This window comes from Bartonella japonica, assembly GCF_040545385.1.
Lineage (GTDB): Bacteria > Pseudomonadota > Alphaproteobacteria > Rhizobiales > Rhizobiaceae > Bartonella > Bartonella japonica.
Genome location: NZ_JBEPLT010000022.1, coordinates 1 through 12080 on the forward strand (window position 1 = coordinate 1; position 12080 = coordinate 12080).

General features: G+C 40.8%; 11 protein-coding genes and 2 pseudogenes. 4 read left to right on the top strand and 9 right to left on the bottom strand.

Annotated features, from left to right (window positions below; translation table 11 throughout):
* The 9 genes and pseudogenes from ABID39_RS07140 to ABID39_RS07180 form a co-directional block, all read right to left on the bottom strand.
* Window positions 1–1127 (bottom strand): annotated as a pseudogene (locus ABID39_RS07140) (hypothetical protein); the annotation flags it as partial.
* On the bottom strand, window positions 1127–2161 hold the full coding sequence (bgtD, locus tag ABID39_RS07145) for a BaGTA-type gene transfer agent maturation protease BgtD (RefSeq protein ID WP_354187398.1): 1035 nt from the start codon (window positions 2159–2161) through the stop codon (window positions 1127–1129). The gene bgtD and the pseudogene ABID39_RS07140, both read right to left, overlap by 1 nt.
* A 1-nt stretch (window position 2162) precedes the next feature.
* On the bottom strand, window positions 2163–2546 hold the full coding sequence (locus tag ABID39_RS07150) for a hypothetical protein (RefSeq protein ID WP_354187416.1): 384 nt from the start codon (window positions 2544–2546) through the stop codon (window positions 2163–2165).
* 41 nt (window positions 2547–2587) lie between these two features.
* Window positions 2588–4045: a gene transfer agent protein BgtE gene (bgtE, locus tag ABID39_RS07155; protein ID WP_354187400.1), complete on the bottom strand. Its 1458-nt coding sequence runs from the start codon at window positions 4043–4045 to the stop codon at window positions 2588–2590.
* Window positions 4045–4743, bottom strand: coding sequence for a phage adaptor protein (locus ABID39_RS07160; RefSeq protein ID WP_354187402.1), 699 nt, complete (start codon window positions 4741–4743; stop codon window positions 4045–4047). Before ABID39_RS07160 ends, bgtE begins: the two co-directional genes overlap by 1 nt.
* Window positions 4744–4798: 55 nt before the next feature.
* Window positions 4799–5230 (bottom strand): hypothetical protein, encoded by a 432-nt coding sequence (locus tag ABID39_RS07165; RefSeq protein WP_354187404.1) that lies wholly within the window; start codon window positions 5228–5230, stop codon window positions 4799–4801.
* A 31-nt stretch (window positions 5231–5261) separates the two neighbouring features.
* Entirely contained in the window at window positions 5262–6380 is a 1119-nt protein-coding gene (bgtG, locus tag ABID39_RS07170) for a BaGTA-type gene transfer agent major capsid protein (protein ID WP_354187406.1), read from the bottom strand.
* 97 nt (window positions 6381–6477) lie between these two features.
* Window positions 6478–7392, bottom strand: a complete 915-nt coding sequence (locus ABID39_RS07175) for a hypothetical protein (RefSeq protein ID WP_354187408.1) — start codon at window positions 7390–7392, stop codon at window positions 6478–6480.
* Window positions 7393–7403: 11 nt separating this feature from the next.
* Window positions 7404–8405, bottom strand: a pseudogene (locus ABID39_RS07180) (portal protein); the annotation flags it as partial.
* Between the two features lie 161 nt (window positions 8406–8566).
* Between ABID39_RS07180 and ABID39_RS07185 the strand changes: the two are divergent.
* From ABID39_RS07185 to ABID39_RS07200, 4 genes are all read left to right on the top strand, one after another.
* Complete coding sequence (locus ABID39_RS07185; RefSeq protein ID WP_354187410.1) at window positions 8567–9733, top strand: tyrosine-type recombinase/integrase; 1167 nt, start codon at window positions 8567–8569, stop codon at window positions 9731–9733.
* Between the two features lie 208 nt (window positions 9734–9941).
* Window positions 9942–10142: a helix-turn-helix transcriptional regulator gene (locus ABID39_RS07190; protein WP_007347209.1), complete on the top strand. Its 201-nt coding sequence runs from the start codon at window positions 9942–9944 to the stop codon at window positions 10140–10142.
* A 97-nt stretch (window positions 10143–10239) separates the two neighbouring features.
* The gene (locus ABID39_RS07195) at window positions 10240–11124 is read left to right on the top strand and encodes a DUF7146 domain-containing protein (RefSeq protein ID WP_354187412.1); all 885 of its coding nucleotides are present in this window, start codon (window positions 10240–10242) and stop codon (window positions 11122–11124) included.
* A partial coding sequence (locus tag ABID39_RS07200; protein ID WP_354187414.1) for a DUF3987 domain-containing protein occupies window positions 11121–12080 on the top strand: 960 nt, incomplete at its 3' end. The genes ABID39_RS07195 and ABID39_RS07200, both read left to right, overlap by 4 nt.

The window sequence follows — 12080 nt, forward strand, 5'->3', positions numbered from 1 at the left end:
GAAACAGGAATGAGTTTTCCCGAGCTTGAAACTTGGAAAGGAACGTCCTTCGGAAGCCCATACTCTGCTTTTTCTTCTGCAGTGAGTGTTCTATAACCCCCATCAGGACTTGAAACAGGAATGAGTTTTCCCGAGCTTGAAACTTGGAAAGGAACGTCCTTCGGAAGCCCATACTCTGCTTTTTCTTCTGCAGTGAGTGTTCTATACCCTTCCTCAGAGCTTAATGTATTTCCAATCATCTTCTGAACAAGATCAGGATGCTGGGCGAGAACTTGCGCATCTTCATCGCTGTAGCCTTTTGAGCGCAAGAATTCTAAAGTCTGTTTCCGTTGTGTCCGTTCATTATTGCCATGCCGCAAAGTAATCCCTGCATTGGAAAAACTTTCTTCCGGTGTTTCTCCTTGTGAAAGACCAGCAAAAAAATCCATTAAATGTTCTGAAAACTCTGATTTTTTGAAACGATCCCAAAAGTTACTGGCATTGTCTTTTTTGTTCTCAGCTTCACGACCATCAAAAGCTCTCTTTTCTTGTAAACTTCTCCCCTCTAAGGAGCCATGAGAAAGTGCTTCATCCTCTATAAAAGGACTCTTATCCTGCTCTTGTTCTTGCACAGACCTCTTGTTGAGCTCTGCAATATAGTCCATCACATTTTTCTGCTGTGCTTGTGCCTCATCTTCATTAGGTTTATCAATACTAGAAACAAAGTCAGAGTAAGGGATCAATGACACACCCTGCTCCGAAAAATTCTGTTTGTTGTATTCTGGTACTGTATAATCTGAATAATTTGGCAAGGAAGGCGTTTGATAGTTTAAATCATCAAAAGACGTAATCAATTCCGTTAGTGATTTTCCTCCAAATGGTCTTGTCCCCGCATGAGCCCCCCGAATAAGCCCTCCAAAATTTATTTTTTTCTGATGATCAGAGTCGTCCATATTCTCGATAGGAACTGTGTTAAAAGCAGCATTTTCTAAAGAATTGGAATTGTGTTGTCTTGCAAATGATGAATCTGGAGACGCAAGCTGTTTGAACAAATGCCTGTGCAATTGAGGAACACCCTCATATATCATAGGACGCAAAAATTTCGGATCAAGAAATCTTGAGAGAGAAAAAGAATCTTTTTGCTCCATCACACAATCCTTTCCATGTTAAAGCCAAGCTTGTCGTAGTTAACATGCAAAAAGCCTGTAGCAGTGTTCAAGAAAACAGCCTCAGGATTTGTCTGAAGAACCTCTTGTGCGATCACCCCACGATAGCGCTCTGGATATCCCTTATAATTATAGTCATAGAGTTTATGACCATTTTTCTGTCCAGCTTCGACAATGTTTTCTTTCGCTCTTTTATCACTAAGACCAGCAAAACCACCAAGAATGCTTCCAATGCTTCCTAGAATTTCCCAAGGATTTGTTTTTTGCCGTGGAGTTGTTGAAGTTTCTGTTCCATAACCTCCGGCAGAAGCTCCTCCAGCTGCAAGCAACTTATTTAAATGATCCCAATCGAGATTGTTCTGTTGTTCCCATTTTTGCTGCTCTGCATCTATATGTCTCTGATTATTGGCATCAATTAAACTTCCTCCCGTCAAAGCATTTATATTGGCTTGTCCTTGTCCTTGAAAAAAGTTATTAGCCCCTGCCAACTGATTTTGGTTCGCTTGATCGATTAAGCTATTGGCATTCATCATATTATTGACATCTTGGTTATATTGCTGCGATAACGCTTGGGTTGCCATACCACCTAATTCGTTTGCAAGAACACCCGTATGTGCGCCCGAACCATAACGACCCGCACCTGCCAATGAACTGTTAATGGAATTTGTCGCTTTGCTTAATGCGTTTTGAAGGGCATCATTAAAGTAAGGGTTATTGCCTATTTGTTGTCCGGAAGCCATCTCACTCAAGTTTTTACTTGTTGAATTTTGTCCCGTTGCCAATCCATTTAAATAACTATTCTCATAGTTCTGAACGGTATTGTTAAGCCCATTAATGGCATTCTTTGTTGGATCACTTAAACCTGCTACACGATCACCATCATAAACAGCCTTTCCGCTGCCTTTATTATAGAAATCCATTGCATCCTTAGCAGCCTGCTCAAAGATCCCTTGTGCCCATGGTGGCGGTGAATTTGTTCGTGTCGTACTCTGAGTAGATTTGGTATTTTTTCCCATGTTAAAGCTTCTTTCTATATTCTAAAAGATTAACAACATAACCATGCGATTGAAGAGATTTTTTCCATCCATGCCGACCTATGATAAGAAGCTCTTGGGCTCCCTTTTCCTTATAATAGGTTTCAATCTGAGAAATAACTTGGCTTAAGTCTTTCCCACCTGTTCCGCTAAGCGTTACAATAACCGCCCGCAGAGTTCCTGTTATGAGTTTTTGTAATTCTGTTGTGACATGAGCCATAAAATTTTCGTGCTCATCAACGATAATCCAAAGAACTTTCGTTCCATTCAAAATATCGTTTAAAATAGTTTCTGGAGTATAATCCTCAGCAAATTTCTTGTTAAAGGTAGCAATGGATTTTAGAACATGATCCCAATAGGGTGCCATCTGATCAGCACTCCATTTTTCTGTATTATAAATCTTCAAATTCATCTGATGCCCGCGGGTTTAAGCTTTACATCAAAACCCGTTATATGAGTCCATTGTGTGCCTTCTGGTATTCTAAGACGCAAAGCGTGATAACGAGCACGAGAGCGAATATTGTACATTCCATTATTATAGGCGGCATAGCGTTCTTTAGCCCAGTTTAATTTACTTTTCTTATCAATGATAAAAGCAGATCCAACACTTAAACGCCCCTCAATGGTGTCCGCTTGAACAAAGGCTTCCGTCATTAAGTTGATCTGTCTTGCTGTGTCCCCTACAGTTTGTGAAGCGATCACTGCTTCCATAGGTGCACCCGCAAAAAGTCCAAACCTATTGTCTTGCGTAAAAGCTCCCAACACTGGAGCACCATTTTGCCACATTTTACTATCAAGAGAAGCAGGCAAGTCTATAAGACGCTCTGAGACTTCATCTAAACCTTCTAATGTATACCCCGCTGAAAAGAGAGGAAATAAAAGGAGATCTTGTCCTTTAATGACACTCCATATTTGGAGCAGCCAATCATAAACATAGATATTGCTTCCTGTAATATCATCATGAATAGAGAAATAGACCCGTGAATAGACTGGATCAATACACGCTTTCATCTCATCAAGAGCCAAATTACTGTAGAGCGTAAAAATGGTTTTATCAACTTTACCAAAACCAATAGGAACCATTTCTCCTGTGCTGTTGATCTGATAAAAACCATCATCAGAAATAAAAAAAGTGTTGTTTCCACGGCTTGTAATAGCTGTGCTGCTTTTAGCGCCCATTTTATCTTTTATCTTGGAAAAGCTGAAAATAATTTTAGATCCGGGAACGAATGTTGCATGATAAATAGCCGATCGCATAAAAATAAGCGGATTGGTTGCTTCTGTTGAGCCTTGAACATATTCTCCATCCGGAAAATCTTGATAGTCGCAATTCTTTTCACCAACAGTCCACCATTCAGCATCATTCAATCCGGACCACTGAACACGGTTTGGTTTATCGGTCAGCTTCATCAAGCAAACAAAATCACCCCATACACGGACAAGACCTGCGCGTGGAGGATTACCGCCTAAATCCTTAAATTTTTCATCCGTTTTGAGCGCAAGCTTTTGAGGAACATCATTGCTATTAACAGCGATAAGATACTCTCCAAAAGAAGCAAAAGACCATGGTGCGTTTTCATTCGCATGATATTCAGTCTCTGGCTTGCTGATATCTTTCCATCCACGCGTGCTACTGTTATACTCATACAGCTTTGTTGGTGAACCTACGATAATCCGCACACCATCTAAGGAGCGTAGAGCATAAACACCCAAAATAATATCAGGAAAAGGATCCGATGCTGGCGCAACCATTGGAAATGGAATATAGGACTGAGGAGCAGGTAAAACATTTACGATCTCATTCGAATAACCACTATTAATAAATGCGATATCCGGTCGAAATTCAGCAATAGGAATAAAAGTCATCAAAAATCTGTATGTTGGATCTGGAATAAGTTTTTACGCCGTGACGTTTCGATTGTGAGTGCCTCTACCTGTTCTTGAAACAGAGCAAAAGCAGCTGCAGCCATTTGCGGTTCTTTGATAATATTCGTATAGAGTTCATACTTAGCCCGAGTTTTGATAAGCTCATAGGCTTCTGAAAACCATATTGAACCATCTTGTATCGTCTCAATCTCTTTTATTCTCATAGGACTAAGAATAAGCCGAATGGAATAAGCATCATCTGGAGTTGGAGACAAAACAAGCTTTTGTTCAAAATAGGCATAACGCGTCGGAGTACCACGATTTAATTCATTCTCAGAACTTTCAAGAATGATCGGGTCTGTCTGCAAAAGTTTGAACTTATTGTAATGCTTATCATAGAGATAAACCTCAACAATCTGAACAGCCTCTGCAATAAAATGGCTTGTCTCACCACCATAACGATTTTTGCCTCGAAGAGTGGTAAAAACAATCTCACGGCTTTCATTAAAATAGAACGGCAATCGTTCACAAAACCGAAGTGCTGAAAATATCGCCTTCTGTACTTGATCAATATATTCATCGGTTTGATCATCTATTTCATCTTGAATGTCCTTTAACATTTGAATGAAATTTTTGTTACGTGCAACAAGGGTCCCTTTTTCTTCAATCGGACCACTTGTCTGTATCGTTATTGTCATGATCAACTCTTTTTAAGAATCTCAGGGGACGGAAAAAACAGACGCCCCCTATTTTTTAATAATTAGTATAAAACTCAACTATGATTTCAGCATCTCCTTGAGTACTTTTCTTGTCTCGTGTAGCGTAAATCGTGTTTTCAAACTCTAACGGAACACTTCGCACTTCGATAGGTAAATTAAACTCTTCAACACCAGCACTCACTAGCGTTGCTTTGCCATAATCACTGCCACTTGGTTTTTTTCCAAACTTTGCAGTTGCGCCGCCAAAATCGGTAAGTGTATAAACAGTGATGCTCTTAACTAAAGCACCTCTAGGCAAAGTACCAACTTTCGTCGTAAGCCCATGATCTGTATGTTTGATACGCGTCCGCAAAAAACTCACTTGTTGTGTATGGATATTGCGACCTTGTAAAACAATCGGCATTCCATCATCTGTTGTCTCAACAACTTCAACAAATGGCTGTATAAAGGGTTGTTTTTTTTCCATAGTTTAGATCCTATTTATGCGCTCAATATTTTTATACTTCTTCAGAAAAAGATGGGATAACGATCGTGCCAAAATCTTGTCCTCCTTGCTTAGAATTAGGCAAGGTGTAATGTGATTTTTTCATCCCAATAACGGTCTTAGAGGCAACACCAAATTCACGTTCATAGTCAAAGAGTTCTTCTGTAAGATGATGACGCGTTTTGTCTTTACCAATCCGTCCATAAGCCATAATAACACTTTGCGCACCCAGCAAAATAGCACGACGGACAGAAGGAACAGGCTCTTGCGTTTTTGAATCCACGCCATTCGGTACATGTTCAGATTCCCGTAAAACAACACCGTTATACATGCCCAACGAACCATCAAAAATCGGGTTTTTAGAGTGTGAACCACTATAAACGGCTTTGGTAATATCCAACCATTGCCCACTCTCTGTATTTGTGCGCAATTGAGTCACCTGTGTGGGGTGCAAATACAGCACATAGACAGACTTTCCCTCAACACGAACAGGACGTAAACGCGGATTAGCCAATTTTGCACGTTCTACAGCCTTATCGATCAGAGATAATGTAAACTTATCGTCTTTAGTGAGTTCTTCATCAGTCTTTTTATTGCTTGGACGAATAACGCGCAATTTACTAGGCTCCAATGGCGCATTAAAACCATAATGGACAGGTTTCAGCATTATTGTGTGCCCCTCAAACTTCATCCACGGAGCTGTATAGCCAGCAGCCTGAATAAAAAACATCATACTCAAACGATCAGCATACCAATCAACAAGTCCATTCTTTGCTTCTTCACGCAAACTAAACGGAACACGTTGTTGATCAATCGTCCCATAATTTTTAACACGCACAGCATGAGAAAGCTCATTGATCCGCACTGTTTCGCTCATAAATTGAAGACCTTCTTCATTGCCTTCCAGCGTTTGACCTTCAGTAACACCATCACCCATAAGCTGAACACGCAATCCACTTGTAACGGAATCCCCCGCTGTTTTTTCCAAGGAATCCAAAACTTGGATGATATTATTTTTATCTTTCCCCATAAGAGGGGCTATTGGCGTCGCTTTGGAGGTTTCTGAATTAAGTATTTTTGCCCAAACGCGAACCGCTAATGGGTTATTAATATTGATTTCTGTTGTTGCCATTTCAAAAAATGCCTTTCTTAGTTTTTTAATGAACCTTACGGCATAACCAAGCAATCATAACCACTTGGTTATCTCTTCTGCACTTCCGTGCATCTCTTCACACTCTGCTCATGATGTGTTCAAATTTTTCTTTATTATTCTCAACCCACGCAGCTAACTCAGCTTCCGGCATGGAAGAGAGTGTTCTTATATCAACACCACCTGTTGGAACCTGCCCACCACGTGCTGCTAAGGTCCTTGCTGCTGTGTTCCGTTCTTGGAGAGTTTCAACTTCATTCTTGATCGGGGCTTCTGTATAGCCAAAAGCTTTTGCCTTTTGCACAAGCACCTCGATGGGGTTAAGACCGGCTTTTCGGCACTGCTGACAAATTTGGCGCAATTCAGCACCAATTTGCTCCTGTCTCATCGCAGGGTCTTCCCATTGCGGATAGAGACTTGTTTGCGCTTTTAATGAATTATCTGCTATCTCATAGAGATAATTCGTGATATTCTCTAAATCTGGATATTTGTCTTGAACTTGAGCTTTGGCTTCTTCAAAATAAGCCCCTAATTGTTGCCTTTCATAGTGCTCTTGACTTATACGCTTTTGCTGCTCTTTCATATAAGAAAACTCATTCAGCAATTTCTGTTGCTCTTGCACTTTATGGCTAAGCCAAGCAATATGCGCTTTGGGATCCTCTTCTAGAGTTGGAATATTTGCCTCAGCGTGTCGCGCAAGTTCTTCTTGCATTTCCGCATAGTTTTGCGCAATCTCAACAGCAAGTTCACGCGCTTCTTCAGCACTTTGCTCTGCTTTTTGGCGTGCTTGTCTCTCTTGCTCTATTGCTTCATAATCGAGCGACCTCTGAGGTTGTTCATCAACCATCTGTACAGAATTGTCATTCGTTTCAAAAGTATCAATAACTTGCTCAGGTTCAGTAATTTGCTCAGGTTCAAAAAGCTCAACAGAATGATCATTAGCAAAGTGTTCATCATAAACCGCTTGTTCTTCTGGCGTAAATTTTTCTTCCATCTTTTGTTCCTTTAATGCGTTCTTGCTCTTGCAGTTGCAGCCCGATACTGTTCTAACTGCGCTTGTAATGCTTTGCGCTCTAAGTCACGTTGCGCTATTGCATTCTTTGCTTGTTGAAGTTCAAGCTGCATCCGCGCTTGCTCCTGCTTCAAGAAAAGCTCAATATTCTTCTGCTGTAAGACGGCTTGTTTCTGCTGCGCATCAAGTTGATAAAGTGCGCCTTTTGCCTGTGTTTCCTGCTGCAGAGCCGCGATCTTTGCTTGTTGCTCTGGACTCAATTGTGGAGCTTGGCTTTGTTGCATCATCTGCTGTTGTTGCTGCTGTTCCTGTGCCTGCTGTGCTTTTGCTGTTAAACTTGCCACAAGCGTAGCGGGTAAAGGCGAAAGCTTCAGAAGATCGGGGATCATATCCGGTGTTAAAAAACCACCAAGAAGCGGCAGCATCTGAGTAATCGCTGCAAAAGTTTTCTCTTTTTCATTCGGGCTGGTCGGTGAGTCATCAACAATAATATCGTATTCAAGACTTGTCACAGCTTCACGTGTTAACGGTATATACTGAGCATTCTCAGGACCAGAAATCCGAATTAAACGACCATCAGAAAGATAATTCTGAATCAAATAAAGAATAATTTTTCCTTGTCTGCATCGGTAAAGCTTGAGATTGTCAAATAAACCTGCAAGCAAATTAAGGGTTGATTGTCGGCGTGTATTTTCTAGGACATTGGCTTGATTGGCTTCTCTTGTCCCTATAAACTCAGCAGACAATCCTGTAACATGCGTGATTGCCTCGCGCGATTCATTAAATAACTGGAAAAAACCCGAAGGAAATTGCGCACTTGGCTTGGGTTGTAATTTTCCATTGGTCAAAGCTCCCTTTTTCAACCATGTAATCGCATCCGTTCGTGACCAACTTTCCAAAGCCTGACGTTCATCGTCAAAAGCATCGCGTTCAGCCATCAAACCGCCTTTGGATTGGCTATTGAGGATATACATGACTTGTTCAAGATATTGATTTATAATGATAATTTAGCGTTATTCATATTGAGTTAGAATCCCGAATAACGTAAGATTCTCTCATTTCAAAGCTGTTTATCTTGAATCAATCAAAACCACTCATTTGCACATAACAAGTGGGATGAGTGTGTGGATCAAATTTGTATAAGAAAGGACTAAAAATGGCTCTTATGAACCGTCTTAATGCAAGATCTGTCGCAACATTGGGAGCTGGCAAATATAATGATGGTGCTGGCTTGTTACTTCATAAGCGTAAAGATGGAGGTGCTCAATGGATTTTACGGTATACCCTTCATGGGCGCCGTCATGAAATGGGCTTGGGTGCCTTGAGACATGTCTCTTTAAAACAAGCCCGTGAATTGGCAACTGGGTGGCGTTCTGTTCTACGTGAGGGACGTGACCCTATTAAAGAACGTAATAAACAAAAGCGTGAGGCAATAAGCAATCTCCATTATTTAAAAGATATTGCTTTGGATGCTTTTGAAAGTCGTAAAGCTGAATTAAAAGGTGATGGTAAAGATGGAAACTGGTTTTTACCTTTACGCCTTCATATTCTCCCTAAATTAGGTTGTCTACCGGTTTCTGAGATTACCCAAACAGAGATACGCAATACTATTGCCCCTATCTGGCATACAAAAGCTGTTACAGCGCGTAGAGCTCTCATTCGTCTCAATCTTTGTCTCAAACATGCGGCTGCTTTGGGTTTGGATGTTGATTTACAAGCAGTAACAAAAGCACAAGCTCTCTTAGGTAAACAACGCCATAAAATCACAAACTTACCTGCAATGGATTGGAAAGATGTTCCCGCTTTTTATAAAACGCTTTGCCAAACAACAAACCCCACACAACTGGCTTTGCGTTTGCTTATCCTTACAGGGGTTCGTACCAATCCCTTGCGTCATATTCGTGAAGATCAGATTGATGGGGATATATGGATCATACCTGCTGAAAATATGAAAGGAAAGCGCGATGCTACAACAGAATTTCGCGTCCCCTTATCATCAGAGGCAATGAAAGTGATAGAACAAGCCCGTTGTATCTCTAAAAGTAATTTCATCTTTTCTTTTTCTAGTCGGGCTCCTATTTCACCTATGGTTATGTCAAAATATATGAGAAAAATTGGACTTGAATCCTGCCCCCATGGATTTCGCTCTAGTTTACGCAATTGGCTCGCTGAAACAACCGATGCCCCCTATGAGGTCGCTGAAACCATTTTAGCTCATACGGTAGGAGGACAAGTAGAACGCGCTTATCGTCGTACTGACTATTTAGAACAGCGTCGTATCTATATGGATAAATGGGCGGCTTATGTCACAGGTCAATCTTAAGATATGGGGTAATTTACCCCATCATCTGTGGATAACTTTCTCTCTCTTCTCTCTCATTCGCTCTCAATAAGACTCATAATTTATCACATCAATAAAACTAAGATAAAATACTGTTTTTTATAAATAAAATACCTTCAAAAATCATCCAAAATGTGCTTAATAAATAGGCATGATTTGGTTCTATTTTTTATTATGAAAGGATTTTAGAATGACAGAAAACGATATTCTTTTAACAGACCGTGAAAGTGCAAAATTGCTTCATATGAGTGTCTCAACATTCCGCCGTCATGTTACCAATGGATCTTTACCAAAACCTTTAAAATTTGGTTTTTTATCCCGTTGGTTACAATCGGATCTTCTCAATGTTATCGAGCAAGCAAAACAGCAACGTCAAAGTGATGCGGCATAAAAAAACCTTGTCACGTAAGGACGGACAAGGCTTTCTCAAACTTAACACCCTCAAGATAGCAGAATCCGTCCTGTGACGCAACATTACAGGACAAGAAATGATGTATTCTTTTAAGAATGCGCAGGGTATCACGCGTGCCTTGCGTGGGGTTTGGCGTGGGTATTATGGACTTGCTCATTGCCCTGCTCATGATGATAGGCTGCCTAGTTTATCTATTTCTAATGGAAATGATGGGCGTTTATTGCTCTATTGTTATGCTGGTTGCTCTTTTAGAGAGATCATACAAGCGCTCACAAGAATTGGCTTGCTGGGTCATAAAGCTTATGATCATACGCTTTCTTTCTCAAAACAGTTTTGTGCTGATCTCAAAGGAGCAAAACAGAAAGCAGAGAGAGCAAAAGCAATTTGGCAACAAAGCAAACCAATCAAAAATACTTTAGCTGAGACCTATTTACGCACGCGGGGGATTACATGTGAATTGCCGTCTGATTTACGCTTTCACGGTAAATGTCCGCACCCATCTGGGATAACACTACCCGCGTTGGTTGCTCTTGTTAAGGGGGCTGGTTCCTTTGCGATCCATAGAACCTTTTTAAAAGACAATGGCTGCAAAACGAATTTGTCACCAGCAAAAGCTATGTTGGGATCTGTAGCTGGTGGTGCTGTGCATTTAAGCCAAGGCAATGATCAGCATCTTGTTGTTTGTGAGGGCATTGAAACTGGTCTGGCTTTGTTGTCTGGATTGTTATCAGAGCCCGTTAATTTATGGGCATCCCTTTCAACCAGTGGCATGATGCGTGTGAATTTACCCCATACAAAAGCGCGTCTCACCATTGCAATGGATGGCGATGATGCTGGTCGTAAAGCAGGTTTTACCCTCGCTGCGCGTGCCTATAGACAAGGCTTTGAGGTTTTTATCATGCAAGCCCCATACGGTCTAGATTTCAATGATTTTTTAATACTGAAAGGTATAAATAAATGAGAGAGAATAAAAATAATATTGTAGATACCAACAATCAAAATACACTCGTCAATGATAACGATAATGGCTCTTTAAACGAAAATACTTGTTTAAAAGCTATTCCTTATGAACAGGCATTGCAACAAAATGGTTGGGGGGAATTAAAACCAATTGATACGGCTCTCTTACCCGTTGAGCCTTTTGATCCTATACAAGTCCCATATGTCTTAGGTCGCTATATTTATGACGTTGCTGACCGTCAACAATCCCCTATCGATTTTGTCGCCGTCTCTGCTTTGTGTGGCTTGGCTGCTCTCATTGGCAATGGCGTGCGGATTGCTCCAAAACAACATGATGATTGGAAGATTGTCCCTAATCTCTGGGGGGCTCTTATTGGTCAACCTTCAACCATGAAAACGCCTACCATGCGAGCGGCTTTAGCTCCCATCACTTGCCTCCAAAAGAAATGGTATAAAGACTGGCTAAAGCAGAAAGAGAGACAAGAAATTGAAGAGATACTTGAAACTTTAGACAAGTCCGAAAAGAAAAAACAAGCCCATAAAGCAATAAAAAAAGGAGATCTTGAAACAGCCCATGCTCTTTTGTCTGAAACCCTCTCTAAAGACAATGCGCGTGATGATGATGTCTCTCGTTTTATTGTCAATGATGTGACCGTTGAAAAGCTTGGGGAACTCTTAAAAGAAAACCCCCGTGGTCTCTTGATGGTGCGTGATGAATTATCCGGTTTCTTAACAGATATGGAACGGAAGGAATATCAATCAGACCGTGCCTTTTATTTGGAAGCTTTTAATGGAGATGGTCAATTTATTTATGACCGGATTGGGCGGGGAACCATTTTTATTCCCAATGCAACCGTCTCTATTATAGGGGGCATTCAACCCTCTCGCATTCTGCCCTTTATACGCAATGTTTTATATGGCAAAGGCAATGATGGTTTCTTACAACGCTTTCAAATG

Excerpts from the sequence above, each read along its gene's own strand:
- bgtD (WP_354187398.1), bottom strand. The coding sequence starts at position 2,161 with ATGGGAAAAAATACCAAATCTACTCAGAGTACGACACGAACAAATTCA.
- ABID39_RS07150 (WP_354187416.1), bottom strand. The coding sequence starts at position 2,546 with ATGGCACCCTATTGGGATCATGTTCTAAAATCCATTGCTACCTTTAAC.
- bgtE (WP_354187400.1), bottom strand. The coding sequence starts at position 4,045 with ATGACTTTTATTCCTATTGCTGAATTTCGACCGGATATCGCATTTATT.
- ABID39_RS07160 (WP_354187402.1), bottom strand. The coding sequence starts at position 4,743 with ATGACAATAACGATACAGACAAGTGGTCCGATTGAAGAAAAAGGGACC.
- ABID39_RS07165 (WP_354187404.1), bottom strand. The coding sequence starts at position 5,230 with ATGGAAAAAAAACAACCCTTTATACAGCCATTTGTTGAAGTTGTTGAG.
- bgtG (WP_354187406.1), bottom strand. The coding sequence starts at position 6,380 with ATGGCAACAACAGAAATCAATATTAATAACCCATTAGCGGTTCGCGTT.
- ABID39_RS07175 (WP_354187408.1), bottom strand. The coding sequence starts at position 7,392 with ATGGAAGAAAAATTTACGCCAGAAGAACAAGCGGTTTATGATGAACAC.
- ABID39_RS07185 (WP_354187410.1), top strand. The coding sequence starts at position 8,567 with ATGGCTCTTATGAACCGTCTTAATGCAAGATCTGTCGCAACATTGGGA.
- ABID39_RS07190 (WP_007347209.1), top strand. The coding sequence starts at position 9,942 with ATGACAGAAAACGATATTCTTTTAACAGACCGTGAAAGTGCAAAATTG.
- ABID39_RS07195 (WP_354187412.1), top strand. The coding sequence starts at position 10,240 with ATGATGTATTCTTTTAAGAATGCGCAGGGTATCACGCGTGCCTTGCGT.